The organism is Methylobacterium fujisawaense (assembly GCF_014138435.1).
Lineage (GTDB): Bacteria > Pseudomonadota > Alphaproteobacteria > Rhizobiales > Beijerinckiaceae > Methylobacterium > Methylobacterium fujisawaense.
The window spans coordinates 238,164-264,108 of record NZ_JACJIM010000001.1; the positions used below are offsets into that span (position 1 = coordinate 238,164).

Annotated in this window: 25 protein-coding genes; 17 read left to right on the forward strand and 8 right to left on the reverse strand. The window is 70.1% G+C overall.

Annotation, left to right across the window (positions count from 1 at the left end; all coding sequences use genetic code 11):
• Nucleotides 1-3: 3 nt before the first annotated feature.
• The 3 genes from GGQ91_RS01085 to GGQ91_RS01095 all read left to right on the forward strand — a co-directional run bounded on the left by GGQ91_RS01085 (nucleotide 4) and on the right by GGQ91_RS01095 (nucleotide 5,152).
• Entirely contained in the window at nucleotides 4-1,593 is a 1,590-nt protein-coding gene (locus GGQ91_RS01085) for a TolC family outer membrane protein (RefSeq protein WP_051045025.1), read from the forward strand.
• A gap of 197 nt (nucleotides 1,594-1,790) precedes the next feature.
• A complete protein-coding gene (locus GGQ91_RS01090; protein WP_043355243.1) occupies nucleotides 1,791-2,321 on the forward strand; it encodes a PopZ family protein in 531 nt (176 codons plus the stop codon).
• A 113-nt stretch (nucleotides 2,322-2,434) separates the two neighbouring features.
• Nucleotides 2,435-5,152 (forward strand): valine--tRNA ligase, encoded by a 2,718-nt coding sequence (locus GGQ91_RS01095; protein ID WP_182591189.1) that lies wholly within the window; start codon nucleotides 2,435-2,437, stop codon nucleotides 5,150-5,152.
• Between the two features lie 85 nt (nucleotides 5,153-5,237).
• On the opposite strand, the gene GGQ91_RS01100 is transcribed toward GGQ91_RS01095, so the two are convergent.
• On the reverse strand, nucleotides 5,238-5,603 hold the full coding sequence (locus tag GGQ91_RS01100; protein ID WP_182591190.1) for a hypothetical protein: 366 nt from the start codon (nucleotides 5,601-5,603) through the stop codon (nucleotides 5,238-5,240).
• A gap of 327 nt (nucleotides 5,604-5,930) precedes the next feature.
• Between GGQ91_RS01100 and GGQ91_RS01105 the strand changes: the two genes are divergently transcribed.
• The gene (locus GGQ91_RS01105) at nucleotides 5,931-7,457 is read left to right on the forward strand and encodes a Do family serine endopeptidase (protein ID WP_043355239.1); all 1,527 of its coding nucleotides are present in this window, start codon (nucleotides 5,931-5,933) and stop codon (nucleotides 7,455-7,457) included.
• Nucleotides 7,458-7,632: 175 nt separating this feature from the next.
• Here GGQ91_RS01105 and GGQ91_RS01110 read toward each other — a convergent pair whose 3' ends face one another.
• From GGQ91_RS01110 to hpnA, 6 genes are all read right to left on the reverse strand, one after another.
• Nucleotides 7,633-8,331 (reverse strand): phosphorylase, encoded by a 699-nt coding sequence (locus GGQ91_RS01110; RefSeq protein ID WP_182591191.1) that lies wholly within the window; start codon nucleotides 8,329-8,331, stop codon nucleotides 7,633-7,635.
• Between the two features lie 222 nt (nucleotides 8,332-8,553).
• On the reverse strand, nucleotides 8,554-10,551 hold the full coding sequence (shc, locus tag GGQ91_RS01115; RefSeq protein WP_043387030.1) for a squalene--hopene cyclase: 1,998 nt from the start codon (nucleotides 10,549-10,551) through the stop codon (nucleotides 8,554-8,556).
• A 42-nt stretch (nucleotides 10,552-10,593) separates the two neighbouring features.
• Nucleotides 10,594-11,895 (reverse strand): hydroxysqualene dehydroxylase HpnE, encoded by a 1,302-nt coding sequence (gene hpnE, locus GGQ91_RS01120; RefSeq protein WP_182591192.1) that lies wholly within the window; start codon nucleotides 11,893-11,895, stop codon nucleotides 10,594-10,596.
• Nucleotides 11,895-12,746, reverse strand: coding sequence for a presqualene diphosphate synthase HpnD (gene hpnD, locus GGQ91_RS01125; RefSeq protein ID WP_182591193.1), 852 nt, complete (start codon nucleotides 12,744-12,746; stop codon nucleotides 11,895-11,897). Before hpnD ends, hpnE begins: the two co-directional genes overlap by 1 nt.
• Entirely contained in the window at nucleotides 12,743-13,639 is an 897-nt protein-coding gene (hpnC, locus tag GGQ91_RS01130; protein WP_182591194.1) for a squalene synthase HpnC, read from the reverse strand. Before hpnC ends, hpnD begins: the two co-directional genes overlap by 4 nt.
• Nucleotides 13,636-14,664, reverse strand: coding sequence for a hopanoid-associated sugar epimerase (gene hpnA, locus GGQ91_RS01135; protein ID WP_043346872.1), 1,029 nt, complete (start codon nucleotides 14,662-14,664; stop codon nucleotides 13,636-13,638). Before hpnA ends, hpnC begins: the two co-directional genes overlap by 4 nt.
• A gap of 528 nt (nucleotides 14,665-15,192) precedes the next feature.
• Between hpnA and rpsF the strand changes: the two genes are divergently transcribed.
• The 12 genes from rpsF to GGQ91_RS01195 all read left to right on the forward strand — a co-directional run bounded on the left by rpsF (nucleotide 15,193) and on the right by GGQ91_RS01195 (nucleotide 24,698).
• Complete coding sequence (rpsF, locus tag GGQ91_RS01140) at nucleotides 15,193-15,654, forward strand: 30S ribosomal protein S6 (protein WP_020090632.1); 462 nt, start codon at nucleotides 15,193-15,195, stop codon at nucleotides 15,652-15,654.
• A gap of 3 nt (nucleotides 15,655-15,657) precedes the next feature.
• Nucleotides 15,658-15,909: a 30S ribosomal protein S18 gene (gene rpsR, locus GGQ91_RS01145; RefSeq protein WP_007561044.1), complete on the forward strand. Its 252-nt coding sequence runs from the start codon at nucleotides 15,658-15,660 to the stop codon at nucleotides 15,907-15,909.
• A gap of 127 nt (nucleotides 15,910-16,036) precedes the next feature.
• Nucleotides 16,037-17,116 carry a DUF2232 domain-containing protein gene (locus GGQ91_RS01150; RefSeq protein WP_182591195.1) on the forward strand — a complete coding sequence of 360 codons (1,080 nt, stop codon included), beginning with the start codon at nucleotides 16,037-16,039 and terminating at the stop codon, nucleotides 17,114-17,116.
• Nucleotides 17,117-17,157: 41 nt separating this feature from the next.
• A complete protein-coding gene (gene rplI / locus GGQ91_RS01155; protein ID WP_043346875.1) occupies nucleotides 17,158-17,730 on the forward strand; it encodes a 50S ribosomal protein L9 in 573 nt (190 codons plus the stop codon).
• 369 nt (nucleotides 17,731-18,099) lie between these two features.
• Complete coding sequence (locus GGQ91_RS01160; RefSeq protein ID WP_043346877.1) at nucleotides 18,100-19,587, forward strand: replicative DNA helicase; 1,488 nt, start codon at nucleotides 18,100-18,102, stop codon at nucleotides 19,585-19,587.
• A gap of 132 nt (nucleotides 19,588-19,719) precedes the next feature.
• Nucleotides 19,720-20,169: a cupin domain-containing protein gene (locus GGQ91_RS01165; protein ID WP_182591196.1), complete on the forward strand. Its 450-nt coding sequence runs from the start codon at nucleotides 19,720-19,722 to the stop codon at nucleotides 20,167-20,169.
• Between the two features lie 10 nt (nucleotides 20,170-20,179).
• Entirely contained in the window at nucleotides 20,180-21,082 is a 903-nt protein-coding gene (locus tag GGQ91_RS01170) for an SMP-30/gluconolactonase/LRE family protein (RefSeq protein WP_053611134.1), read from the forward strand.
• A 5-nt stretch (nucleotides 21,083-21,087) separates the two neighbouring features.
• Nucleotides 21,088-21,975 (forward strand): VOC family protein, encoded by an 888-nt coding sequence (locus GGQ91_RS01175; RefSeq protein ID WP_251982210.1) that lies wholly within the window; start codon nucleotides 21,088-21,090, stop codon nucleotides 21,973-21,975.
• A gap of 74 nt (nucleotides 21,976-22,049) precedes the next feature.
• Nucleotides 22,050-22,283, forward strand: coding sequence for a type II toxin-antitoxin system Phd/YefM family antitoxin (locus GGQ91_RS01180; protein ID WP_043346886.1), 234 nt, complete (start codon nucleotides 22,050-22,052; stop codon nucleotides 22,281-22,283).
• Entirely contained in the window at nucleotides 22,280-22,663 is a 384-nt protein-coding gene (locus GGQ91_RS01185) for a type II toxin-antitoxin system VapC family toxin (protein WP_043346889.1), read from the forward strand. The genes GGQ91_RS01180 and GGQ91_RS01185 overlap by 4 nt, the downstream gene beginning before the upstream one ends.
• Before the next feature lie 65 nt (nucleotides 22,664-22,728).
• Nucleotides 22,729-23,631 carry a prolipoprotein diacylglyceryl transferase gene (lgt, locus tag GGQ91_RS01190; protein WP_374701296.1) on the forward strand — a complete coding sequence of 301 codons (903 nt, stop codon included), beginning with the start codon at nucleotides 22,729-22,731 and terminating at the stop codon, nucleotides 23,629-23,631.
• The gene (locus GGQ91_RS01195; RefSeq protein ID WP_182591197.1) at nucleotides 23,628-24,698 is read left to right on the forward strand and encodes an SAM-dependent methyltransferase; all 1,071 of its coding nucleotides are present in this window, start codon (nucleotides 23,628-23,630) and stop codon (nucleotides 24,696-24,698) included. The genes lgt and GGQ91_RS01195 overlap by 4 nt, the downstream gene beginning before the upstream one ends.
• Nucleotides 24,699-24,740: 42 nt before the next feature.
• On the opposite strand, the gene GGQ91_RS01200 is transcribed toward GGQ91_RS01195, so the two are convergent.
• Complete coding sequence (locus tag GGQ91_RS01200; protein WP_043346894.1) at nucleotides 24,741-24,932, reverse strand: hypothetical protein; 192 nt, start codon at nucleotides 24,930-24,932, stop codon at nucleotides 24,741-24,743.
• A gap of 144 nt (nucleotides 24,933-25,076) precedes the next feature.
• Here GGQ91_RS01200 and pgeF point away from each other — a divergent pair, with 144 nt between their 5' ends.
• Entirely contained in the window at nucleotides 25,077-25,847 is a 771-nt protein-coding gene (gene pgeF, locus GGQ91_RS01205; protein WP_182591471.1) for a peptidoglycan editing factor PgeF, read from the forward strand.
• Nucleotides 25,848-25,945 lie beyond the last annotated feature (98 nt).

A 25,945-nucleotide genomic window follows, 5' to 3' on the forward strand; every position in this document is an offset into this window, starting at 1 on the left:
GGGATGGTCTCCGGGCTCGCGATTCTGGCAGCGATGCCGGCGTCTGCCGAGACACTCGAAAGCGCGCTCGCGAAAGCCTATCAGGGCAATCCAAGCCTCAACGCCAGCCGCGCCGGCGTGCGCGCGACCGACGAGAGCGTCGCGATCGCGCAGTCGGGCTATCGCCCCCAGGTCAATCTCGGGGCGCAGATCGGCGTCCAGTACCTTCAGACCCGCAGTTCCAGCACCGCCGCGGCAGCGGCAGGCTCGGCCAGCACCGGGACGTCGGCGACCGGCACAGCCGGTCTCGGGGGCACCACGGGCGGCGTTACGGGCGGCACCGGGATCGGCGTCGGAACGAGCACGACGGGTGTCGGCACGACCGACATCGGGGCGGGCTCGTCCGGCGTGGCCGGCACGTCGGCGACCAGCGGAGCCGGGGCGACATCGAGCACGGCTGAGATCGCCTCGGCCCAGACCATCACCTCCAAGCGGACTGTCCGGACCACCTACCTGCCGAGCACCGCGAGCCTGACGGTCTCGCAGACGCTGTTCAACGGCTTCCAGACGGACAACCTGACCCGCCGCGCCGAGTCGACCGTGTACAGCCAGCGCGAGACGCTGCGCTACACGGAGCTGACCGTGCTCTACAACGCCGTTCAGTCGTACATGAACGTGCTCAGCAACACGGCGACGCTGGAACTCAACCGGAACAACGTCGAGGTCTTGGAGGAGCAGCTGCGCCAGACGCGCGACCGCTTCAACGTCGGCGAGGTGACGCGGACCGATGTCGCCCAGGCCGAGGCCCGTCTCGCGGGCGCCCGCTCGCAGGTGAGCGCGGCGGAATCGGCCCTGCGGACGAGCATCGGCATCTACCGGCAGAATATCGGTGTCGAGCCGCGCCAGCTTGCGCCCGGCCGGCCTCTGGACCGGTTCGTTCCGCACAGCCTGGACGCCGCCATCGCCATCGGCCTGCGCGAGCATCCGCAGATCGTGTCGGCGATCCACGCCGTCGACGCGGCCGAATCGCAGGTGAAGGTGCTGGAAGGTCAGCTGGCGCCGCAGGTCAGCCTGCAGGGCTCCCTCAGTCAGGTCTACGACCAGACCGGCCCGAACCAGAGCTTCTTCGTCGGATTCGTGGGCGGCCGGCTGAACATCCCGATCTACGAGGGCGGCCAGACCTACGCGCAGATCCGGCAGGCGAAGGAGACCGTCGGCCAGACGCGCATCCAGGTGGATCAGGTCCGCGATCAGGTCCGCGCCCAGATCGTCGATTTCTGGGGTCGCCTGGAAGCCGCCAAGGCCCAGGTCATCGCCGCCCAGGCCCAGGTCCAGGCCAACGAGGTGGCGCTGAACGGCGTGCGCGAGGAGGCCCGCGTCGGCCAGCGCACCACCCTCGACGTGCTGAATGCGCAGCAGGAATTGCTGAACTCCCGCGTGAACCTCATCGTCGCCCAACGCGACCGCGTGATCTTCTCCTACGGCGTGGTCCAGGCGATCGGGCAACTCACCGCGCGGTTCACGGCACTGCCGGTCGAATATTACAGCGCCAAGGTCCACTTCGATCAGGTCAAGGATCTGTGGTTCGGTCTGCGCACGCCGGACGGCCGCTGAGGGCTTTTCCACGGGGAGTGTGTTGCGGGCACGCTTGCCGCCACGAAACGGCATGGAATACTGATTGAACAACGATCCGATCGGGTCGCGTTCCAGTCTCCCATGCCCGAGTGCGCCTGCCGATGAGTGCAGCAAGCCCAAAGATCCCGGACACGAAATTCCAGGACAAGGCTGCCGATAAGGCGCACGAGCCTTCGATGGAAGAGATCCTCGCGTCGATCCGCAGGATCATCGCCGACGATCAGGCCGCCAAGCCCGCCGAGACGACGGTCGCGCCGGAGCCCGATGACGTGCTCGACCTCGCTGAGGTCGCCGAGCCGGTGACGCGCCCGCGCGTGGTCGAGCCGGAGCCGGAGCCGGAACCTGCTCCGGACCTGCTCGATTTCGACGCGATCGACTTCGAGGACCCGGTCGCCGCGGCACCGGAGCCCGATCCGATCCCGGAACCGCCGGCACCGCCGCGGCCGCAGCCCGTGCTCCAGGCCGTGCGCGCGCCGGAGCCGGAGCCGGAGCGGGAGGCCCTGGTCTCCCCGGCGACCGACGCCAGCGTCAGCGGCGCGTTCAACCTGCTGGCCCATACGGTGCTGACGCAGAACGCCCGGACCCTGGAGGATCTCGTCAAGGAGATGCTCCGGCCGATGCTGAAATCCTGGCTCGACGACAACCTGCCGGCCGTGGTCGAGCGCCTCGTGCGCGCCGAGATCGAGCGGGTCTCGCGCGGCCGCTGAGCCGGCGGCCTGGGTACGGTGGCCGCGAGCCGCCGTCCGCGTGTTGACGGGAGCGGCGTGACGGTCGAAAGCGGGGCCAACCCCGTTTGGACAAGCGCCGGCCCGTACCCGCGATGATGGACAAGACCTTCGAGCCCACCTCCGTCGAGGCGCGGATTTCCGCCGCCTGGGCCGAGGCGGACGCCTTCCGCGCCGGCCGGCCCGAGCGCGCCGGGGCTCCGCCGTACTGCATCGTGATCCCGCCGCCGAACGTGACGGGCTCGCTGCATATGGGCCACGCCCTCAACAACACCCTGCAGGACATCCTCTGCCGCTTCGAGCGCATGCGCGGCAAGGACGTGCTCTGGCAGCCGGGGACGGACCATGCCGGCATCGCCACCCAGATGGTGGTCGAGCGGCGGATGATGGAGCATCAGGAGCCCGGCCGCCGCGAGATCGGCCGCGCGGCCTTCGTCGAGAAGGTCTGGGCCTGGAAGGCGGAATCCGGCGGCGCGATCGTCAACCAGCTGAAGCGGCTGGGCGCCTCCTGCGACTGGTCCCGCGAGCGCTTCACCATGGACGAGGGCCTGAGCCGGGCCGTCCTCAAGACCTTCGTCGACCTGCACCGGCAGGGCTTGATCTACCGCGACAAGCGGCTGGTGAACTGGGACCCGAAGTTCCAGACCGCGATCTCGGACCTGGAGGTCCAGCAGATCGAGACGAAGGGCCATCTCTGGCACTTCGACTATCCGGTCGTCGACGAGACCGGAACCGAGACCGGGGCGGTCATCACGGTGGCGACCACCCGTCCCGAGACGATGCTGGGCGATACCGGCGTCGCGGTCCATCCCGAGGACGAGCGGTATACGGCGCTGGTCGGCAAGCGCGTGCGCCTGCCGCTGGTCGGGCGGCTGATCCCGATCGTCGCCGACACCTACTCGGACCCGGAAAAGGGGACGGGCGCGGTCAAGATCACCCCCGCCCACGACTTCAACGATTTCGATGTCGGCCGCCGCCAGGGGCTCGGCGTGATCAACGTCCTCGACCCCGAGGGGCGGATGCTGCTCGAGGGCAATGCGGCCTTCCTCGACGGGACCTCGCCCGAGCCGGAGGCCCTGGCGCTCCACGGCCTCGACCGGGCGCAGGCCCGCAAGGCGGTGGTCGCGCTGATGGAGGCGCGCGGGCTCCTGCGCGCGACCGAGGCGAACACCCACGCGGTCCCGCACGGCGACCGGTCCGGCGTGGTCATCGAGCCCTACCTGACCGACCAGTGGTACGTGAACGTCAAGCCGCTCGCGGAGCGCGCCCTCCAGGCGGTGCGCGACGGGCAGACCAAGTTTGTGCCCGAGAACTACGAGAAGATCTTCTTCCAGTGGCTCACCAACATCGAGCCCTGGTGCATCTCCCGCCAGCTCTGGTGGGGCCACCAGATTCCGGTCTGGTACGACGCGGAGGGCAGCATCTTCGTCGCCGAGAGCGAGGCGGAAGCGCTGGAAGCGGCCGAGGCGAAGCACGGCCGCTCCGTCGCGCTGACCCGCGACGAGGATGTCCTCGACACGTGGTTCTCCTCGGCCCTCTGGCCGTTCTCGACCCTCGGCTGGCCGGATTCGACCCCGGAACTCGGCCGCTTCTACCCGACCAACACCCTGGTGACCGGCAAGGACATCCTGTTCTTCTGGGTCGCCCGGATGATGATGATGGGCCTGCACCTCACCGACCGGGCCCCCTTCGACACGGTCTACCTGCACACCCTGGTGCGGGACGCGTCGGGGGCGAAGATGTCGAAGTCGAAGGGCAACGTCGTCGATCCGCTGGAGCTGATCGATCAGGTCGGCGCCGACGCCCTGCGCTTCACCCTCTGTGCGCTGGCCGTCCAGGGCCGCGACATCAAGCTGTCCACCGACCGGGTCCAGGGCTACCGCAACTTCGCGACCAAGCTCTGGAACGCCGCCCGCTTCGCCGAGCTGAACGGCTGCCGCCTGGATCCGGCCTTCGATCCGCGCTCCGCCACCGGCGCGATCAACCGCTGGGCGCTCACCGAGGCCGCGCGCGCAGTCGACGAGGTCACGGGTGCCCTCGAGGCCTTCCGCTTCAACGACGCCGCGGCGGCCGCCTATCGCTTCGTCTGGAACATCTTCTGCGACTGGTATCTCGAACTCGCCAAGCCCGTGCTCCAGGGCGAGGGCGTCGACCCCGCGATCCGGGCCGAGACACAGGCGAGCGTGGCGTTCCTGATCGATCAGGTCGCCAAGCTGCTGCACCCGTTCATGCCGTTCCTCACGGAGGAGCTGTGGGCGATCAAGGGGGCCGAGCTGCCGGAGCGGGGCCTTCTGACCCTGGCCTCCTGGCCGGACCTCGGCGGCCTCGCCGATGCGGCCGCGGAGGCCGAGGTCGGGTTCGTGGTCGATCTCGTCAGCCAGATCCGCTCGGCGCGGTCCGAGACCAATGTCCCGGCCGCCGCGCAGATCCCGCTGGTGATGGTCGGCGCGGCCCCGGAGGTCCGGGCGCGGGTGGAGGCATGGCGGGACACGCTGCTGCGCCTCGCGCGCCTGTCGGACATCACCTTCGCGGAGGCGCCGCCGAAGAACTCGGTTCAGCTGCTGGTGCGCGGGAGCGTCGCCGCACTGCCCCTGGAAGGCGTCGTCGATCTCGCCGCCGAGGTCGCCCGCCTGAAGAAGGAGCAGGGCAAGGCGCAGGGCGAGATCAAGAAGATCGACGCCAAGCTCGGCAATGCCGACTTCGTGGCCCGGGCGCCCGAGGAGATCATCGAGGAGAACCGGGAGCGTCGCGACAGCGAGGCGGCGCGGCTGGTGAAGATCGAGGAGGCTCTGGTCCGGCTCAGCGGGGACTGAGCGCCCGTCCCGGGCCGCTGAGGCCCGGGCTCGGCGCCCTGCGCCGGCGGGACCGGCAGCGCGCCGTCACCCGGACGGCCAAGCGTCAGCGGCGGGTGCCGAGGGTGCCGGTGAAGGCCCGCGGCCCGGCCCAGTTGGCGGCCGACGCGTCGTTCGGGCTCCAGAACCCGTCCTGCGACGCGGCCCGCGGATGCGTGGAATAGTCCGGCGGAACATAGCCGCCGGCCTGGTTCCAGTAGCCGGGCCGCAGGTGGGGCGCCGACTTGGCGGTGCGATCGTCGCCGGGGCGGCGCGTATCGACCCCGTATGTCCTCTTGGACCCGCCGCGCGGCGCGTGATCTGCCACGGCGGGCTTCGCGTCAAAGTAGTCGCGGTAATCCGCGTACGAGTCGGCCGCCAGCGCGCCGACAGTCGGCCCGAAGAACATGGCGGCGGCCAACAGCGTCTTCATTGCAATCCCCTCTGCCTGAACACTGGGATCGAGCAACGCCGAAACTTATGCCGGCCTGCCGAACTCAGCGGGATTTAAGGCCGACCCTCGGAAATCGCGGTGTCGGACAGCACAGGCCTGGGCCTGTCCCGTGCCGCATCGAGGCGTCGCACTCTTCCGATCGCAGGCCACCGCCGGGATCGCGATGGGGCTCCGCGACCGCTTGGCCACCTGTCCAAACGGTAATCTGACCGCCACGCCCGGGTCAGGCGGCGCTCTCTAGACAGATCCCATCGACGGCCGCGACCGCAGGCGTCGTCCCGATCAGTTTCGAGAGGTTGAGCCCCCATGACCGAGACCCGTCCCACTGGCCGCACCTCGCGCCGCGCCCTCGCCTCCGTGGCGGCGGCGGCGCTGATCGCCGGCGGTGCCATTGGCAGCGGCTATCTGCCGAGTGCGACTCCGGCCTACGCGCAGGCCCTTCCGAAATCCCCGATCGAGGCCCCCGAGCATCCGCCGGGCTCGTTCGCCGGCATCGTCAACAAGGTGAAGCCGGGCGTCGTCTCGGTGAAGGTCAAGCTCGACGACTCCGCGAGCAGCGACGACGATGACGGCCCGAGCCAGGGCCGCAACCTTCAGAATGTGCCGCCGCAGCTGCGCGAGTTCTTCAAGCGCTTCGGCCAGAACGGCCCCGGCGGGATGCAGCCCCAGCGCCAGGGTCCGCGCGGCGCGGTCGGCTCCGGCTTCATCATCTCGGCCGACGGCTACGTGGTCACCAACAACCACGTCGTCGATCACGCCAAGACCGTGCAGGTGACCCTGGACGACGGCCGCACCCTCGACGCGAAGGTCATCGGCAAGGATCCCAAGACCGACGTCGCTCTGCTGAAGATCACCGAGGGCTCGAACTTCCCCTACGTGCAGTTCGGCAAATCCGCGCCTCAGGTCGGCGACTGGGTTGTGGCGATCGGTAACCCCTTCGGCCTCGGCGGCACCGTGACCGCCGGCATCGTCTCGGCCCGCGGCCGCGACATCGGCGCCGGTCCGTACGACGACTTCCTGCAGATCGACGCGCCCATCAACAAGGGCAACTCAGGCGGCCCGACCTTCAACGTCAACGGCGAGGTCGTCGGCGTCAACACCGCCATCGCGTCCCCGTCGGGCGGCAGCGTCGGCCTCGCCTTCGCGATCCCGGCCGAGACCGTTCAGGCGGTGGTCGATCAGCTCCGGACCGACGGCAAGGTCGCCCGCGGCTACCTGGGCGTCCAGATCCAGCCCGTGACGCAGGACATCGCCGAGGGCCTGGGCCTCGACAAGGCCAAGGGGGCGCTCGTCGACCATGCCGAGAACGGCACCCCCGCGGCCAAGGCCGGGCTGAAGGCCGGTGACGTGATCGAGAAGGTCAACGGCGACACGGTGGACAGCGCCCGCGAGCTGTCGCGCAGGATCGCCGGCATGAAGCCCGGCGCCAAGGTCGAGCTGAGCTACCTGCGCGGCGGCAAGTCCGACACCGCCACGGTGACGCTGGGCACGATGCCGACCGACGGCACGAAGATGGCGAGCCGTGACGAGGATTCGAGCAACGGCCAGCCGCGGCTCGGCCTGCAGCTCGCTCCGGCCGGCGATGTCGGCCTGTCGGATCAGGGTGTCGCGGTGGTGCAGGTCGATCCCGACGGGCCGGCTGCCGCCAAGGGTATCGAGGCAGGTGACGTGATCCTCGATGTCGGCGGCCAGAGCGTGTCCCGTCCGTCGGATGTGGCGACGCAGATCCGGGCGGCCGAGTCGAGCGGACGCAAGGCCGTGCTGATGCGGGTGAAGAGCGGCAAGGGCCAGACCCGGTTCGTGGCGGTCTCGCTCAACAAGAAGGACGGCTGAGGCCGGCTCCTCCCGGCGCGGGGCCCCTCCCCCGCGCCGCCGCGTGGTGACCTCCGACTGGCGCCGGGCGAACAGGCCGGCGCCTTTTGTCGTCCCTCACGATGGTCCTGGCGCGCACTGGGAAGCGAGAAACCGGCCTGCTTCGCGTCCGCTGGCAGAAACGGGCTCTGACGTCTCAGCGCTCCGCAGCCGGTATTCCCAGCCCCGGTCCGAGCCGGGCGCGACAGCGTCCGAGCGACGCGAAGGCCGCATTGGAGTCACGGGCCAACCGCATCAGGTCCCCCAGCCGTGCCCGGCCGCGGGCGAAGGCGAAGAACACCGCCGCAATGTCGGGTTCGCCGTCCGCCGTGAGCGCCTGTGCGGCGAAGGCGGGCAGCGCCTGACCGGCCGGATCGCAGATCACGCGCAGCGCCGCGAAGGGCACGCCGTGCCGGCCCGCGAAGGACGCAGCCACGTGCGATTCCATGTCGACGGCGGCCGCGCCGGAGGTGGCCCGCAGATCGGTCTTGCCCTCGACGGAGAGCACGGCCGTATCGACACCGGCCAGATCGGCGGCGATCACCCGCGCGCCGGAACCGGACAGGAGATTGAGGAGCGCCGCCGAGAGGTCGAGATCGGCGGCACGCCGCCCGTCTTCGCTCACCACGCCGGTACCGACGACGACGTCACCCGGCTTGAGGGAGGGATCGAGGCCCCCCGCGATGCCGAAGCTCACAACCGCCCGGCAGCCGGCGGAGACGCGCGCGTCGAGGAGGTGACGCAGGCGATGCGGGTTGCCGCCGGCCCCCACCGCCTCGACCCCCTCCCCCGCCGCCATGCGGCGCTCGCGGGCGAGGCCGGTGACGGCCAGGACGGGTGCGGTAGGATCGATCATGGCCCGCTGGTGGACCAGTCCGGCCAGGTCCGCAAGCCGGCGCGGACGTCGCGGCGGCGTCTGGGCCGGCTCCGGCGCGGAACGCGGTTCGCCCGGTCCCGCGGGGTCGCTGTCTGAGGAGGCCACGTCTGGAATACCGGGCTCGCAGATCGGTCGTCGGAACGGTCGAACGCGCTGCGATCCGGCGAGGCGCGGCCGGCCCTGCGGGCCGGCCGCAGGCCGTCACATGCCGAACTGGACGCGCCGGCTGTTGCCGCGCTTGAGGTTGCGGAAGCGCGCCATCGCCCAGAGCGGGAAGAACTTCGGGTAACCATGATACCGCAGGTAGAACACCCGCGGGAAGCCCGTGGCCGTGTAGCGCTCTTCCTTCCAGAACCCGTCCGCGCCCTGCGTGCGGGTGAGGAAGTTGATGCCCCGGGTGACGGCCGGATCGTCGACCGCGCCGGCCGCCATCAGGGCGAGCAGCGCCCAGGCGGTCTGCGAGGCGGTGGACGAACCGGGCTCGAAGGCCGGGTCGATCTTGTACGAGGAAGCGTCCTCACCCCAGCCGCCATCCGGGTTCTGGATCCGGATCAGCCAGTTCACCGCCCGCTGGATGCGGGGATCGGCGGGATCGACACCCGCGGCGTTGAGGGCGCAGAGCACCGACCACGTGCCGTAGATGAAGTTCATGCCCCAGCGGCCGTACCAGGATCCGTCCTCTTCCTGGTCGTTCAGGAGGTAGTTCACGCCGCGGTCTAGGGCGCGGGAGGTCTCCCGGGTCTCGCCGAGCTGGGCCAGCATGCCGACCACGCGGGCGGTCACATCCGCGGTCGGCGGATCGAGCAGCGCGCCGTGATCCGAGAACGGGATGTGGTTGAGGTACATGTGGTTGTTGTCGGCGTCGAACGCCGCCCAGCCGCCGTCCTCCGACTGCAGCCCCTCGACCCATTCGCGGGCGCGGGCGATGGAGACCTTGTAGTCCGGCATGCCGGCGACCAGACCGTGCTGGCGCATGGCCCGGTCCATCGCCATCACCACCACGGCGGTGTCGTCGAGGTCGGGATAATGGGCGTTGGCGTACTGGAATGCCCAGCCGCCCGGCCGGACCTTCGGCTTGCGGGCCGCCCAGTCCCCGACGATGTCGAGCACCTGCCGGGGCTTCAGCCAGTCGAGCCCGGCGCGGGCCTGGGCCTCGGCCTCGGGGCCGCCGGCTTCCAGGAGCGCGTGGCTCGCCAGCGCCGTATCCCAGACCGGCGAGACGCAGGGCTGGACATAGGCCTCGTCGGCCTTCTCGACGACGAGCTTCTCGATGGCGTCGCAGGCGACGCGGACCTGCGGGTGATCGGGCCGGTAGCCCATCACCTCGTACATCAGCACCGAATTGACCATGGCGGGGAAGATGGCGCCCAGGCCGTCCTCGCCGTTCAGGCGCTCGCTCACCCAGGCACGGGCCATTTCCATGGCCCGCTGGCGGCTCTTGCGCGGCAGGTGGTTCTCGACCCGCTGGAGCACCCGGTCGATGAAGCCGAAGATCGGGGTCCAGGGCCAGGTGGCATGGGGCGAACCCGGCCACGAGCGGACGCTCTCCGGCGGCGTGATGAACAGCTCCTGCACGCTGATGCCCCGCGGGTTGCGGGCCCGGGGCTTGGTCGCCTGGAGCACGAACAGCGGCACCACGGTGGTGCGAGCCCAATAGCTGATCTTGTCGAGGTGGAAGGGGAACCACTTCGGCAGGAACATCACCTCGACCGGCATCACCGGCACGGCGCGCCACGGCACCTCGCCGTAGAGCGCCAGCATGAAGCGGGTGAAGACATTGGCGTTGGCCGCGCCGCCGCGGGACAGGATGCCCTCGCGCGCCCGGCGCATATGCGGCGCCTCGATGTCGTCGCCGATCATCTTCAGGGCGAAATACGCCTTGACCGTGCAGCTCATGTCGAACGGCCCCTCGTGGACGAGGGCCCAGCCGCCGTGACGGCCCTGGGTGCGCCGCAGGTAGGTGCCGATCTTGGCCTCGAGGTCGCCGGGGACCTGCGTGCCGCGGAAGTGGTGGAACAGGATGTACTCGGACGGGATGGTGGCATCCGCCTCGAGCTCGAAGCAGATATGCCCGTCGTCATGCGCCAGGTCGGTCAGCGCGCGCGTCGCCTGTGCCACGCCGCGCTCGACGTCCTCGAGCGCGATCCCCTGCGTCTTGGAGCGCTGCAGCGCCTCGACTTTGCTTACGGCCTCTCTCATAGTCCTCGCCTCGAACGACCGCCTCGCGGCGGACGCCATGCCTCAAGCTGCGCCGCGCGCTGGGGTTCCAGAGCGCACGACCGATGCCGCGCGCAAGGAACGCGCGGCCGTCTGGCCCGAACGGATCGCTCCCTCGATCGTCGATGGCAGGCCGGTCGCAGTCCAATCGCCTGCCAGGACGAGATTCTCGTAGGCGGTTTCGGCCCCCGAGCGCCGCGCGGCTTCTGCCGGCGTCGCCGCGAAGGTCGCACGCTTCTCCTTTACGATCTGCCAGCTGGGCAGATCCGGTGCAAGGTTGCACAACTGTGCGATCTCGGCCCAAATCTGCCGCGCGAGGTCTTCGCGGGGCACATCGAGAAGCCGGTCGGCACCGCTGATCGTGACCGAATACCGGTCCGGATAGGCGAAAAGCCACTCCGTGAGACTGTTGACGACGCCGAGGACGAGGGGGCTGCCGGGCTTCGGAGCGAGCGCGAAATGCGCGTTCACGATGGAGCGGAATTCCGTCGGGGCGAGGAGACCGGGCAACACTTCCCGGGCCACCCACGGGGGCAGCGCCAGCACGACGCCGTCCTCCGGGCCGAGGCTCTCGGCGCCGTCCGCGAACACGAGCTGCCCGACCCGGCCGTCCACGGTCTCGAGCCCGCGCAGGCGCCGGCCCAGGCGGATCTCGGAGCCGCGCGCGGTGAGATAGCGAATCGCCGGGTCGATGAAGGCGTAGGACAGGCCTTCCACGGCGACGAGGGGTCGGCAGGCCTTCCCGCCGGCGCCCAGGGTCTCGCGGAGGATCCGGGCCGCCAGCCCGACATCGCTGTCGCGGGGCTCGGTGTTGAGGGCGGCGAGCAGCACCGGATGCCAGAGGCGCCGGTAGAGCGGGCCCTCGCAGGCCATGTGCGCGCCGATGGTCCCGCCCGCGCCCTCCGCCTTGCCGGAGGCCGCCCGCAGGATGCCGAGGGGCGCCAGGTAGTCCCGCGCCCGGGTGCCGGGAACGCGGCGCGCCGGGCTCATCACCCACCAGGGCAGCCGCCCGGCGTTGGGCCGCAGGCGCCAGCGCTCGCCCGTCTTCAGATCGGCGAAATCGAACTCCGCCGTGTCCGGACCGGTCAGCGCATCGGCCGGGGCACCGACGGTCCTGAGGAAGCCCAGGGCATCGGCATTGCCGGACAGCAGCAGGTGGTTGCCGTTGTCGATGGTCAGGCCGAGTGCCGGATCGTAGTACGAGCGGCAGCGGCCACCCGCCTGCTTGGCGGCCTCATGCAGGACCACCCGGACACCGGATTCCGCGAGGGCGACGGCGGCGGAGAGGCCGGCCAGGCCGGCGCCGACGACGTGGACGGTGCCCATCAGATCAGGCCGTGCCGGAGGACGACGCCCAGCAGCGCGAGCTTGCCGGGCTTCACCCGCGCCCGGGGCATCGCCCAGCCGCGGTCGACGACCGCCTTGAGATAGAGATGATAGGCCGCCGCCATCAGCCGGGCGGCCTTGGTGGCCTTGCGGGGGCTGCGGCGGATGATCTCCCAGGTCGCCTCGTAATGCTCCTCCGCCTCGCGGGCGAGGGAGATGCAGACCTCGCCGATGCGCGGGTGGCTGATCGCCTGGACCGGCGTCGGCTCTGTGAGGCCGATCGCCTGGAGCTTCTCGCGCGGCAGGTAGAGCCGGCCGCGCTCCGCATCCTCGTCGATGTCGCGGAGGATGTTGGTGAGCTGGAGCGCCCGGCCCTGGTGCCACGCCAGCCGGATGCCGTCCGCCTCCGGCATGCCGAAGATCCGCACCGACAGCCGGCCGACCGCGCTCGCGACCCGGTCGCAGTAGAGGTCGAGGGTTTCGGCGTCGGGGGCGACGATGTCCTCGACGGCGTCCATGGCCATGCCGTCGATGACCGCCTGGAAATCCTCCCGCTTCAGGCCGAAGCGGCGCACGGGCTCCACGAGGTCGCGCACGCGCGGCGCGGGCCGGCCGGCGTAGAGCGCGTCGATATCGGCCCGCCAGCGGTCGAGCTCGGCCTGCCGCACGGCGCGGCTGCCGCCGTCATCGGCGACGTCGTCGACGGCGCGGCAGAAGGCGTAGACGGCATACATCGCCTCCCGCCGCTCCTTCGGCAGCAGGCGCATCGCCGTATAGAAGGAGGAGCCGGCGGCGGGCAGCGCCGGGGCGGCGCTCTCTGGGTTCTGGGCGGGCGTGGCGGTGGCGGTCACGAGCGGATTCCTTGAGCCGCGGCCCGGATCGTGCGCCCGCGGAAGGGCCGGCGTGCCAGGGTGGCGGCGACGCCACCCAGGGCCGTCAGGGCGAAGGCGGCCTTGCCGTGATGGACCTTCTCCGAGAGCGGGTCGCGCTCCAGCAGGCCCCGGCTCAGCACCACGGCGAGGCGGTGGATGGCGGCGATCTCCAGCGACAGGCGCAGGTCGTCGATCAGATCCGGCAGGACCGCGCCCTCGTCGAGGAGGTCGAGGCATCTCTGCGCCAGGTCGCGGATCACCGCCCGGAGTTGCGGCGGCGCCTTGGCCTCGCCGAGCATCGCCACCGTGGCGCCGTGCCGATCCAGGCAATCCTGCGGGAGGTAGACCCGGTCCAGGGCGGCGTAGTCCTTGCCGCAATCCTGAAGGTGGTTGATCACCTGAAGGGCCGCGCAGATGGCGTCGGAGGCCCCGTAGACCCGGGCCGGATCCTCGCTGTGCACGTCGAGGACGAAGCGCCCCACCGGCATGGCCGAATAGCGGCAGTAGTGGATCAGCTCATCCCAATCCGCGTATCGGCTCTTGCGGGCGTCCATGCGGAACGCGTCGAGGAGTTCCAGGGCGTGGCGGGGCGGCAGGCCGCGGGCGGCGAGCTCGCGCTTGAGCGGCTCGGCCTCCGGATCGGACGGGCCGGCGCCGGTCAGCGAATCGGCCAGGCTGTCGAGGAGCGCGATCTTGCGCTCCGGCGACAGCTCCGCGTGATCGGCCACGTCGTCGCCGGCGCGGACGAAATTGTAGAAGGCCAGGATCGCGCCGCGATGACGGGGATGGATCAGGTGCGAGGCGACGGGGAAGTTCTCGTCGCGGTGCCCCTTGCCGGAACGGGTCGCGGTGGCGGATTCGAGGGTGCTCATGCGAGGTACCCCGCTTCACGGAACCACGTGATCGCGTCCGACAGGCCCTCGCGGTAGGGCCGGGCCGTGTAGCCGAGTTCGGCGCGCGCCTTCCGATCCGAGAAGAACATCCGGTACCGCGACATGCGGATGCCGTCGATCGTCGCGAAGGGCTGGTTTCCGGTGACCCGGGCGGCGAGCTGGGCGAAGAACGCGACGGGATAGACCACGGCCCGCGGCAGGTTCACGGTCGGCGGCTTGCGCCCGACCATGCCGGCGATGTCGGCGAGCATCTGCGACAGGAACACGTCCTCGCCGCCGAGGATATAGCGCTCGCCCACCCGCCCCTTGCGGAGCGCCAGGAGATGGCCGTGGGCCACGTCGTCCACGTGAGCGAGGTTGAGCCCGGTATCCACGAAGGCCGGCATCTTGCCCAGCGCCGCCTCCTGGATGATCCGTCCGGTGGGCGTCGGCTTGACGTCGCGGGGGCCGATCGGCGTCGACGGGTTGACGATCACCGCCGGCAGGCCGTCCCGGGCGACCATCTCCTCGACCACCCGCTCGGCCACGACCTTGCTGCGCTTGTAGGCGCCGATGGCGGTCTCGGGCGTCAGCGGCATGGTCTCGTCGGAGGGCGTGACGCCGTCGGCCGGCGGCCGGATCGTCGCGACGCTCGATGTGTACACGACCCGCTCAACCCCGGCCTCCAGCGCCGCGCGCATCATCAGGCGCGTGCCGTCGCGGTTGGTGCGGACGATCTCTTCCATGTCCGGCGCCCACAGCCGGTAATCGGCGGCGGCGTGGATCAGGTAGCGCTGGCCGCGCATCGCCGCCGCCACGGCGGCCGGGTCGCGCATGTCGCCCTCGGCGATCTCCACGTCGGTCCAGGTGAGGTTGCGGCGCGGGCTCGACGCGCGCACGAGGATGCGCACCGGGAAGCCGGCCCGGCGAAAGACGTCGACCAGGGCTGAGCCGAGGAAGCCGCTCGCGCCGGTGATCAGCACGGGACCGACCTCGGAGGGGCCGGAAGATGGGGCCTCTGCCATCACGGATCTGGAGAATTACCGAACAACCAGCGCGGCCGGGGATCCCCAGCTGCGCCGCGCTTGTGTCATCGAACCGCCCGAGCGGCAAGCCGCGGTGCCCGTCGACGGATCCGGAGACCGATCGTGGCCGCCCCGCCGTCCGCTCGCAGAATCAGGCCCGGACGGCGCTGCCCCCGCGCGGTCTCCGGCACGAGCCCGGCCACGAGCCCGGCAGCGTGGCGCGCCAGATCCGAAGCCCGCTTCGACGCCGCACCGGGATGCCTGAAGCGCGCGGCGAACTTGCCAGAGCGGGAAAAACCGACTATGCGCCGCCCCTCGCGTTCGCTCCGGCCGGGGGCTGAACGGACAATGCTGCTTGCGGCATAGGGATCTTGTCGGATCCCGTCGTCCGGTGTCTCCGCCTTCGATCAACCGCTCGGGCCTGAAAATCGGCTCGAAGGGCTTGGCGCCGAGCGTCTCGCGAGATGAACCGGCCCGACTCAGCCGCCCTCCGGCGGCCGGGCTCCTTTTGACGATGAAAGGCCCGATATGCCTCTCTACGAGCATGTGCTCTTGGCCCGCCAGGACGTGACGTCCCAGCAGGTCGAGACGATGATCGACACCTACAAGGGTGTGATCGAGCAGAACGGTGGCCGTCTCGAGAAGATCGAGATGTGGGGCGTGAAGTCCCTCGCCTACCGGATCAAGAAGAACCGCAAGGCGCATTTCGCGCTCCTCAACATCGATGCCCCGCCGGCCGCCATCGCCGAGATGGAGCGCCAGATGCAGATCTCCGAGGACGTGCTGCGCTTCATGACCATCCGGGTCGAGGAGCTCGATTCCGAGCCGTCCGCCATGATGCAGAAGCGCGACCGCGACGACCGCAAGGATCGCGAGCGCGGCCGTCGTCGGGATGACGAGGGCTTCGGTGGTGGCGGCTTCGGCGGCGACCGGGGTGACCGCGGCGATCGCGGTGACCGCGGCGAGCGCAGCTTCGGCGGGGAGGGCTAACCCATGGCTTTCGGTGCTGGTGCAGGCGGCGGACGCCGTCCCTTCTTCCGTCGTCGCAAGACCTGCCCGTTCTCCGGCGCGAACGCGCCGAAGATCGACTACAAGGACGTCAAGCTCCTCTCCCGCTACGTGTCGGAGCGCGGCAAGATCGTCCCGTCGCGGATCACCGCGGTCTCGGCCAAGAAGCAGCGCGAGCTCGCCCAGGCGATCAAGCGTGCCCGCTTCCTCGGCCTGCTGCCCTACGTGATCAAGTAGGTCACCGAACCGACCGGCCCGGCTCTCGCCCGGGCCGGTCCTCACAGAGGGCGGCGCGCGCCGCCCGATCGTTGGGGCGTATCCGTGCCTCTAACCCTGCCGCACCGGCAGCGGGACAGCGGAATTCATGGCACAGCATATCGGCATCGGTATCGGCGCGGGCCTCGTCTCGGCACTCCTGTTCGGGGTGCTTCTGAAGGCGACCCCCCTCGCGATCCTGCTCTACCTCGTGGCACCGCTGCCGATCCTGATCGTCGGCCTCGGCTGGAGCCATAAGGCCGCCCTCGTGGCGGCGGCCACCGGCAGCCTCGTGCTGATCCTCGTGATCGCCCCGTTCATGGGGCTCGCCTTCGCGGCCTACATCGCCCTCCCCGCCTGGTGGCTCGCCTACCTCACGCTCCTCGGGCGCGAGACGCAAGCCGGCCTTGAATGGTACCCGACCGGCCGCCTGCTCGGCTGGATCGCCGCCACGGCCGCCCTCGCCTTCATCGCCATCGCGGTCCTGTCGTCGCCGAATCACGCGGCCTTCGATGCGCAGCTGCGCGGGCTCGCCCAGACGCTGGTGCAGACGCGGATGCCTGCAACCCGGAGCCCTGCCGAAACCCGACGCGCCGGTGCGCCGTCGACCGGCTCCGTCGCCGCCGGCCAGGACGCCGCCGGCCAAGGCACGGCCGGACAGGACGCGGGCGGACAGGACGCGGCGGCCGCGCCCGAGCCGGCGCCGCAGACCGGTGACGATCAGGCCGACGTGACGCGGACCGAGGTCGCGGATGCCCTCGCCCGAGTGGTGCCGGCCTTGGCGGCGAACGGTCTCGCGCTGCTGCTGGCCTTCTATCTCTGGGCCTCGGCCCGGATCGTGAAGATCTCGGGCCGCCTGCCGCGGCCCTGGCCGGACATCCCCTCCACCACGATGCCGCGCTCGACGCTCGCGGCGCTCGCGGCCGCCGTCGCGATGTGCTTCGCCCCCGGCTATGTCGGCGTCTTCGGCGTCGCGCTGGTCGGAGCCTTCAGCGCAGCCTTCGCCCTTCAGGGACTCGCCGCCTTCCACGACCGTTCCCGCGGCCGGCCCGGACGCGGGCTGATGCTGTTCGGCATGTATCTGATCCTGTTCGTGACCCAGGGTATCGCCCTGGTCGCCCTCACCCTGTTCGGCCTCGCCGATACAGCCCTCGATCGCCGGCGTCCCAAGGACAGCCCGGCGCCGTGAGACCCCGGCCTCAGCGGCCGACCACCTGAAGGAGAAAGACCATGGAAGTGATCCTGCTCGAGCGCGTGGCCAAGCTTGGCCAGATGGGCGAGACCGTGAATGTCCGCCCGGGCTTCGCCCGCAACTTCCTGCTCGCCCGCGGCAAGGCCCTGCGCGCGACGGAAGCCAACAAGAAGCATTTCGAGGCCCAGCGCGCCCAGCTCGAGGCCCGCAACCTCGACCGCAAGAAGGACGCCGAGGCCGTCGCCGAGAAGCTGAACGGCCAGAGCTTCGTCCTGATCCGCCAGTCGGGCGAGACCGGCGTGCTCTACGGCTCCGTCTCGACCCGCGACCTCGCCGAGGTCGTCTCGAAGGAGGGCTTCACGGTCGACCGCGGCCAGTTCACCCTGAACCAGCCGATCAAGACCCTGGGCCTCCACAAGGTCCCGGTTGTGCTGCACCCCGAGGTCGAGGTCGAGATCACCGTCAACGTCGCCCGCAGCCCCGAGGAGGCCGAGCGTCAGGCCCGCGGCGAGTCGGTCACCGAGCGCGAGGCGTTCAACCTCGACGACCTGGGTCTCGAGGTCGGCATGGCGCTGGCCGATGCCGGCGAGGGTGCCGACGACCGCGGCTGATTTCTTCCGCGAATGGTCCGACCGGCTTCGGGGCCGGTCGGGCGTGCGGGACATGGCGGGCCGGGTACCGGACCGGGCCACGCCCTAGGCCGAGCGCCGGACGCGCCGCGTTCGGGTTCGGCTGGGAACCGTGCCCAGCCCTGTATATCGGTGAACACTGGGGACGATTGCCCCCGAGACTTGACACGTTCCAGTTTTGTTCCAGCATGGACGCCCGCCGCTCGCGAGAGTCGGCGGGCGTCCGCTTTTCCGCGCCCCGGCCCGGGAGAACCGGCCGTCGGCTAAGCTTCGGTAACCATACCGAGGCCAAGGTCGTGCGGTGTGATCCTGGCGCGCCCGCCGCGGCGCCTGATACGGAGTCGTCCGCCGATGGCCCTGCCCAATGCGCTCACGGCCAAGCTCGAAACGGTCCAGGCCGAGTACCGCGTCGCCCCGCACAACATCGACGCGGAGCAGGCGCTGCTGGGCGCGATCCTGGTGAACAACGACGCCTATTACCGGGTGTCGGACTTCCTGCTGGCCGAGCACTTCATGGAGGATGCCCACCAGCAGATCTTCACGGTGGCGGCGTCCCTGATCAAGGCGGGCAAGCTCGCCACGCCCATCACCATGAAGACCTATCTGGGCGACGCCGATTTCGGCGGCCAGACGGTGATGCAGTACCTCGCCCGGCTCGCCGCCGACGCCACCACGGTGATCAATGCCGGCGAGTACGGCCGCACGATCTACGACCTCGCCATCCGCCGCCGGCTGATCACCATCGGCGAGGATCTGGTGAACGGCGCCTACGAGGCGCCCGTGGAGCAGGCGCCGCGCGACCAAATCGAGGAAACCGAGCGGCGGCTCTACGAACTGGCCGAGGCCGGACGCTACGACGGCGGCTTCCAGAAGTTCTCCGACGCGCTGACCGCCGCGGTCGACATGGCCGCCAAGGCCTATCAGCGCGAGGGCAAGCTCTCCGGCATCGCCACGGGCCTCAGCGATCTCGACGCCAAGATGGGCGGCCTCCAGCCCTCCGACCTGATCATTCTTGCGGGCCGCCCGGCCATGGGCAAGACCTCGCTGGTGACCAACATCGCCTTCAACATCGCCAAGGCCTATCGCGGCGAGAAGCAGGCGGACGGCACGACCAAGACCGTGAATGGCGGGATCGTCGGGTTTTTCTCCCTCGAAATGTCGGCCGAGCAGCTCGCCACCCGTATCATCGCCGAGCAGTCGGGCGTCCCCTCCTACAAGATCCGCCGCGGCGACATCCGGCCGGAAGATTTCTACAAGATCACCGATGCCGCCCGCGACATGCAGACGATCCCGTTCTACATCGACCAGAGCGGCGGCATCTCGATCGCCCAGCTCGCCGCCCGGGCCCGGCGCCTCAAGCGCCAGAAGGGGCTGGATCTGCTGATCGTCGACTATCTCCAGCTGCTGTCGGGCTCCGGCAAGCGCAGCGACAACCGCGTGCAGGAGATGACCGAGATCACCACGGGCATGAAGGCGCTCGCCAAGGAACTGGCGGTGCCGATCATCGGCCTGTCGCAGCTCTCGCGTCAGGTGGAGAACCGCGACGACAAGCGCCCGCAGCTCGCCGACCTTCGCGAATCGGGCTCGATCGAGCAGGACGCCGACGTGGTGATGTTCGTGTTCCGTGAGGAATACTACGTCGGCAACAAGAAGCCCCGCGAAGGGACCGAAGAGTTCTTCGCCTGGGAGGCCGAGATGCAGCGCGTCCACGGCAAGGCCGAGGTCATCCTCGGCAAGCAGCGTCACGGCCCGACCGGCACGGTGGAGCTGCAATTCGACGCCAACATCACCCGGTTCTCGAACCTCGCGCAGACGGATCGGATCCCCGAGCAGATGTGACGGCGCGGGCCGCTGGCGGGTCCGGCCTCGGGACGGCACGTCGGCCGTCCCGATCGCCGACATCCGCGCGCGAACCATCGCCAAGCCCGGCCGTTGTGGGACAACAAGTGTCCCGCCGCGGCAGGAGCGACGATGAGCGAGCAGACCCCTCCGAAGATGCCGTACTGGCACGTCTACACCGATGCGGAGGGGGTGAGCCGCCAGGAGCTGGTCCATCTCGAGCGGTTCAAGTTCGAGGGGATCAACCCCGAGACCGCGCCGCAGTGGAACGACAAGATGGATCCGGCCCCGTCGGTCGTGACCTTCACGGTCCTGCCGGTCGGGTGGGTGGGCGAGTGGCACGAGAACCCACGGCCGCAATGGATTGCCATCCTCTCGGGGCGCTGGTTCGTCGAGACCATGGACGGCCACCGGGTCGAGATGGGCCCGGGCGAGCTGATGATGGGCGAGGACCAGAACACGAAGGCGCGGGACGGCAAGAAGGGCCACCTGTCCGGCACGGTGGGCGACGAGCCCTGCACCATGATCGTGACCGGCCTGCAGGTCGAGCCGACCGTCAATCAGCCCGGCCGCTTCAGGTAGGCCCGGTCTGATGGAGGGCTTCGACCTCACGCAGCCGCGCTTCAAGGCCTACATCCTGCCGAACGCGCCGCTGGAGAAGCTCGCCGAGGGGTTCCGCTGGACGGAGGGTCCGGTCTGGTTCGGCGACCGCGACGAGCTGCTGTTCTCGGATCTCCCGAACAACCGGGTGATGCGCTGGTCCGACTCTGCCGGCCTGAGCGTCTACCGGGCGGCGAGCGACTTCGAGAACGGCCATGCCCGCGACCGCCAGGGACGGATGCTGTCCTGCTCGCATCGCGGCCGGCGCATCCACCGCACCGAACTCGACGGAAGCATCACCAGCCTCGTGGAGCGCTACCGGGGGCGGCGGCTGAACTCGCCCAACGACATCGTCTGCAAGTCGGACGGGACGATCTGGTTCTCGGATCCGCCCTACGGCATCCAGACCGACTACGAAGGCGGCAAGCAGGATTCCGAGCTGCCCGCCGCAGTCTACCGGTTCGACCCGCGCGACGGCTCGCTGCGGGTGGTGGCCGACGATTTCCAGGGGCCGAACGGGCTGTGCTTCTCGCCCGACGAGCGCAGGCTCTACATCGTCGAGACCGGCCTGCAGTTCGACACCGACCCGCTCCAGCACGTCCGCGTGTTCGACGTCGGCGAAGACGGCGGCCTGTCCGGGGGCGCCGTCTTCTGCACGATCGCGCCGGGCAATGCCGACGGGATCCGCTGCGACGAGCATGGCAATCTCTGGTCGAGCGCCGGGGACGGGGTCCACTGCATCGACCCGGGCGGCGAGCTGGTCGGCAAGATCCGCGTGCCCGCGACGGTCGCCAACCTGACCTTCGGCGGCCGCAACAACAGCCGCCTCTTCCTCTGCGCCTCGCAGGCGCTCTACGCGATCTACGTGAACGTGCGGGGGGCTCCTCTCCTGTGAGCGGGGTGCGGGCGCTCATCGGGTTCGGCCGCACCGTCGCGGACCTTGCCGTCACGGAAGCCTTCTACCGGGACGGACTCGGCTTCGCGCGGATCGCGCCGCCGGAACCCCTGCCCCCCGCGCAGGCGGAAGCGATGGGACTCGGGGACAGGCGCGCGACGCAGCTGCGCATGCGGCTCGGCGCGCAGACCGTCACCTTCCTCACGGTGGATCCGCCCGGTGCGCCCTACCCGGCCGATCCGGCGGCGACCGACCCGTTCTTCCAGCATCTCGCGATCCCGGTCCGCGACATGGCGGCCGCGATGGCGCAGCTCGCGCCGCTATCCCCGATTCCCATCAGCCGCGGCGGTCCCCAGCGCCTGCCGGAATCCACGGGGGGCGTGACCGCCTACAAGTTCCGTGACCCCGACGGGCACCCGCTGGAGCTGATCGTCTTTCCCGGCGGCCCCCCGGCCGACCGCTGGCGCGAGGCGCCGGGGCTGTTTCTGGGGATCGATCACTCGGCGATCACCGTCACCGATCTTGAGGCGACCCTGGCCTTCCTGACCGGCCCCCTCGGTCTCACGCTGGCGGAACGCGGCCTGAATCAGGGCCCGGAACAGGCACGCCTCGATGGCCTGGACGATCCGCAGGTCGATGTGCTGGCGCTGGAACCGCCGGAGCCGGCGCCGCACGTGGAACTGCTGCATTATCGCGTGCCCGCCACCGAACGGCGGCTCGTCTTCGGGCCCGCCGACCGGGCCGCGACCCGCTATGTTTTTGGAGCGACTGATTTAGATCGCCTGTTCGCGACGGACCGTCCGGAAAGCCCGCGCTTGCGAATCTCCGCCGATCGCACGGCGGCCTACTGTAGCGGGCCGGGCGGCCACGGTTTCCTGTTCCTCCGGAATTGAGGACGCAGCGCCGACTTGCTCGCCATCGTGGAGCAGGTAGGCTCTATTCGTAGATTCCGTGAGCGAGCGCCATCATGCGCATCAGCGTCGAGGCTGCCGGAGGCCGCCTTCCGCAACTTATTGAAGCCGCCGCACAGGGCGAGGACGTGATCCTTTCCCAGGCAGACCGGCCCGTAGCCCGCATCGTTCCCATTACGACGTCTTCGTTCCGCGTCGGCATTCTGCCTCCGCTTGCCCTGGGGCGAGGACCGGATTGGCTCGAACCGATCCCTGAGGACGAGATCGCGCTCTGGGAAGGCGATCTTTGACCGCCGTTCTCCTCGATACGCATACTTGGGCATGGAGCCTGACCGACGATCCGAGGCTATCGGCCCGCGCGCGGGCGGCGATCACCGGCGCGGGATCGGTTGAAGTCAGTCCCATCTCGTTCTTCGAGATCGCGCAGAAGGTGCGTCTCGGAAAATGGCCCCAGATGGCCGCGTATGTCGATCAGCTCGTCGCTCTCCTCGATCAGCAAGGCGGCCGGGTCGCCGACTTGCTGCCCGCCATCTGCCTCACCGGTGGCACGATGGACTGGCACCATCGTGATCCGTTCGACCGCCTCCTCGCCGCCACCGCACTCCACTACGCGTATCCGCTGATCTCCGCAGACACCGTCTTCGACGGTATCGTGGAGCGGATCTGGTGATCCTCCGCCGGGCTTGACGCGTCGCCCCTCCGGCGTCCAATCCGGCCGCCCCGGAGGTGAGACTGATGCCGTTCCTCGCCCTGCCCTTTCCGGCCATCGATCCTGTGGCGCTCGCGATCGGGCCGATCACGATCAAATGGTACGCCCTCGCCTACATCGCCGGCCTGATCGGCGGGTGGTACTACGCGCGCCGCCTCGTCATGGCCGACAGCCTCTGGGGCGTGGTGAAGCGCCCGCAGGTCGTCGACATCGACGACCTCGTCGTCTGGGTGGCGCTCGGCGTCGTGCTCGGCGGCCGGATCGGCTACGTGCTGTTCTACAATCTCCCGATGTACATCGCCGATCCGATGGAGATCCTGGCGATCCGCAACGGCGGCATGTCGTTCCACGGCGGCTTCATCGGGGCGATCCTGGCCTTCCTGCTGTTCGCGCGCGGCAAGGGCCTTAACGGCTACACGCTCCTCGACATCGGCGCGGTGGTCGTGCCGATCGGCCTGTTCTTCGGCCGGATCGCCAATTTCGTGAACGGCGAACTCTGGGGCCGCGTGGCGCCGGACTTCCCCTACGCCATCGTGTTCCCGAGCGGCGGGCCCGTGCCCCGCCATCCGAGCCAGCTCTACGAGGCCGCCACAGAAGGTCTGCTGCTGTTCATCGTGATGGCGGTGAGCGTCCGCCGGTTCGGCTTCCGCAAGCCCGGCCTCCTCGGCGGCATCTTCGTCCTCGGCTACGCCCTGGCGCGGACCTTCTGCGAGTTCTTCCGCGAGCCGGACCGCCAGCTCGGCTTCCTGTTCGGCGACCATTTCGGTCCGATGGGCGGCGGCGTGACCATGGGCATGCTGCTGTGCGTGCCGATGATGGTCGTCGGCCTCACCTACATCGTGCTGGCCGGGACCGGCCGGACGCGTCCGCGCCATCCGGTGGCGACACCCGCCGCCGAGGCGGACCGCAAGGCGGCCGTCGAGGCGTGAGCCCCCTCGGAGCCGAGATCGCGGCGCTGATCCGCCAGAACGGGCCGATCGGCGTCGATCGCTACATGGCCCTGTGCCTCGGCCATCCGGTCCACGGCTACTACCGCACCCGCGACCCTCTGGGCGCTCGGGGCGACTTCACCACCGCGCCCGAGATCAGCCAGATGTTCGGCGAGTTGATCGGTGCCTGGAGCGCCTATGTCCACGAGTTGATGGGACGACCCGATCCCCTGGTTCTGGTGGAGCTGGGGCCCGGCCGCGGCACGCTGATGGCGGACGCGCTGCGGGCGTTGCGGTCGGCGCGCCCGGGAATGCGCGTGGCACCGCATCTGGTGGAGACCAGCCCGGTCCTGCGGGCCGCGCAGGAACGCCTCCTCGCCGGGACCGGCGCGGCGTGGCACGCCGACATCGAGTCGCTGCCTCCGGGTCCCGCGATCATCCTGGCGAACGAGTTCTTCGACTGCCTGCCGGTGCGCCAGTTCGAGCGCCGGCCGACGGGCTGGCACGAGCGGCAGGTCGGCCTCGATCCGCAGGGCGGCCTCGCCTTCGGGCTGTCGCCGGAGCCGACCCCCGGCCTCGACGCGGACGGCCCGGACGGGGCGCTCATGAGCGTGCCGACGGCCGGGCTCGCGCTGATGCGCAGCTTGGCGCGGCGTCTGTGCACCCAGGGGGGCAGCCTGCTGGCCATCGATTACGGCCATGTCCGACCAGGCTTCGGCGACACCCTCCAGGCCCTGTCGGGGCATCGCTTCGCCGATCCACTGGCCGCGCCCGGCGAGGCGGATCTGACGCATCATGTCGATTTCGCCGCCCACGCGAAGGCGGCACAGGCCGAGGGCGCGGCGATCCATGGGCCGGTGGACCAGGGCGACTTCCTGGCAGCCCTCGGACTCGGCGCCCGTGCCGAACGTCTGAAGGCCCGGGCCAATGCGGCGCAATCCGCCGCGATCGACGCGGCAATCACCCGCCTCACGGATCCGAGCCGGGGCGGGATGGGCAGCCTGTTCAAGGTGATGGCGGTGAGCGGCCCGGCCCTCGGACCGCTCCCGGGGTTTCCGGCGGCCTGAGCCGCCGGGCCGATCCTCGGCCCCGCAGGGGGCCGGATTCGGTCAGCCGAAGGAGCCGAAGCCGGAATCCGTCTGGGTGGACGGCCGCGGTGTCGGCGGTGCAGGCGGGTTGAGGTCGGTCGGGTCGAAGGCGGCGGGCTCTCCCGTGACGGGGTGGGCGGGCGCGCTCGGGATCCGGGGCTCTTCAGCCTCGGGCGTCTCGGGCAGGACGTCGGTCTCGATCCCTCGTGACATTGCGATCCTTCTCAAGGCGGAGCCGGATCGGCTCCATACTGCAATGCAGCAAGAATCTGACGGTTGAACGACATCGTCAAGGGTCCGCCCTTGCGCTATCGGGGCGCGATACGAGCAACCGCGAGGCCGACCGTGACCGCAGGCATGATCATCGAGGCGCCGGAACTCTCCGCGCATGCGGGCGTGCGCCACGCCTTCTTCACCCGCGTCGGCGGGGTTTCGGACGGCCTCTACGCGTCGCTCAACGGTGGGCTCGGCTCCCAGGACGTGCCGGAGCGTGTCGCCGAGAACCGGGCGCGGATGTGCGGCCGGCTCGGCCTGCCGCCGGATCGGCTCGTCAGCCTGTACCAGGTCCACTCGGCCGATGTCGTCACCGTCGAAGCGCCCTTCGCGGCGGCGGAGCGGCCCAAGGCCGACGCCATGGTGACGCGGAAGCCGGGCCTGGCGCTCGGTATCGCCACGGCGGATTGCGGGCCGATCCTGTTCGCGGATCCCGAGAACGGGGTCGTCGGTGCCGCCCATGCCGGCTGGAAGGGCGCCCTCACCGGCGTGATCGGCGCGACGGTGGCGGCGATGGAGGCGCTCGGCGCGCGGCGGCAGCGGATCGTCGCCGTGCTGGGCCCGACGATCGGGCAGGCTTCCTACGAGGTCGGCCCGGACTTCATCACCCGGTTCCGGTCCGACGCCCCCGGCATGGAGCGCTTCCTCGCGGCCGGCACGCGGCCCGGACACGCGCAGTTCGACCTGCCGGGCTTCATCCTGGCCCGGCTCGCCGAGGCCGAGGTCGGGGAAGCCAGCGCGCTCAACCTCTGCACCTACGCGGATCCGGAGCGGTTCTACAGCTATCGGCGGACCACGCATCGCGGCGAGGCCGATTACGGCCGCCTCATCTCCGCCGTGACGCTCGTCCCCTGACGACACGGTCCGCCATCGGACACCAGAGGTGCGACACTTTGTCGATGCACGGGTGAGAAAAAAGCGTAGCCGTGAATGAACCTTGGCCATTCGCCCGC

What these genes read in the sequence shown, in the direction of transcription:
- GGQ91_RS01085 (WP_051045025.1), top strand. Translation starts at nt 4, where the DNA reads ATGGTCTCCGGGCTCGCGATTCTGGCAGCGATGCCGGCGTCTGCCGAG.
- GGQ91_RS01090 (WP_043355243.1), top strand. Translation starts at nt 1,791, where the DNA reads ATGGAAGAGATCCTCGCGTCGATCCGCAGGATCATCGCCGACGATCAG.
- GGQ91_RS01095 (WP_182591189.1), top strand. Translation starts at nt 2,435, where the DNA reads ATGATGGACAAGACCTTCGAGCCCACCTCCGTCGAGGCGCGGATTTCC.
- GGQ91_RS01100 (WP_182591190.1), bottom strand. Translation starts at nt 5,603, where the DNA reads ATGAAGACGCTGTTGGCCGCCGCCATGTTCTTCGGGCCGACTGTCGGC.
- GGQ91_RS01105 (WP_043355239.1), top strand. Translation starts at nt 5,931, where the DNA reads ATGACCGAGACCCGTCCCACTGGCCGCACCTCGCGCCGCGCCCTCGCC.
- GGQ91_RS01110 (WP_182591191.1), bottom strand. Translation starts at nt 8,331, where the DNA reads ATGATCGATCCTACCGCACCCGTCCTGGCCGTCACCGGCCTCGCCCGC.
- shc (WP_043387030.1), bottom strand. Translation starts at nt 10,551, where the DNA reads ATGAGAGAGGCCGTAAGCAAAGTCGAGGCGCTGCAGCGCTCCAAGACG.
- hpnE (WP_182591192.1), bottom strand. Translation starts at nt 11,895, where the DNA reads ATGGGCACCGTCCACGTCGTCGGCGCCGGCCTGGCCGGCCTCTCCGCC.
- hpnC (WP_182591194.1), bottom strand. Translation starts at nt 13,639, where the DNA reads ATGAGCACCCTCGAATCCGCCACCGCGACCCGTTCCGGCAAGGGGCAC.
- hpnA (WP_043346872.1), bottom strand. Translation starts at nt 14,664, where the DNA reads ATGGCAGAGGCCCCATCTTCCGGCCCCTCCGAGGTCGGTCCCGTGCTG.
- rpsF (WP_020090632.1), top strand. Translation starts at nt 15,193, where the DNA reads ATGCCTCTCTACGAGCATGTGCTCTTGGCCCGCCAGGACGTGACGTCC.
- rpsR (WP_007561044.1), top strand. Translation starts at nt 15,658, where the DNA reads ATGGCTTTCGGTGCTGGTGCAGGCGGCGGACGCCGTCCCTTCTTCCGT.
- GGQ91_RS01150 (WP_182591195.1), top strand. Translation starts at nt 16,037, where the DNA reads ATGGCACAGCATATCGGCATCGGTATCGGCGCGGGCCTCGTCTCGGCA.
- rplI (WP_043346875.1), top strand. Translation starts at nt 17,158, where the DNA reads ATGGAAGTGATCCTGCTCGAGCGCGTGGCCAAGCTTGGCCAGATGGGC.
- GGQ91_RS01160 (WP_043346877.1), top strand. Translation starts at nt 18,100, where the DNA reads ATGGCCCTGCCCAATGCGCTCACGGCCAAGCTCGAAACGGTCCAGGCC.
- GGQ91_RS01165 (WP_182591196.1), top strand. Translation starts at nt 19,720, where the DNA reads ATGAGCGAGCAGACCCCTCCGAAGATGCCGTACTGGCACGTCTACACC.
- GGQ91_RS01170 (WP_053611134.1), top strand. Translation starts at nt 20,180, where the DNA reads ATGGAGGGCTTCGACCTCACGCAGCCGCGCTTCAAGGCCTACATCCTG.
- GGQ91_RS01180 (WP_043346886.1), top strand. Translation starts at nt 22,050, where the DNA reads ATGCGCATCAGCGTCGAGGCTGCCGGAGGCCGCCTTCCGCAACTTATT.
- lgt (WP_374701296.1), top strand. Translation starts at nt 22,729, where the DNA reads ATGCCGTTCCTCGCCCTGCCCTTTCCGGCCATCGATCCTGTGGCGCTC.
- GGQ91_RS01200 (WP_043346894.1), bottom strand. Translation starts at nt 24,932, where the DNA reads ATGTCACGAGGGATCGAGACCGACGTCCTGCCCGAGACGCCCGAGGCT.
- pgeF (WP_182591471.1), top strand. Translation starts at nt 25,077, where the DNA reads ATGATCATCGAGGCGCCGGAACTCTCCGCGCATGCGGGCGTGCGCCAC.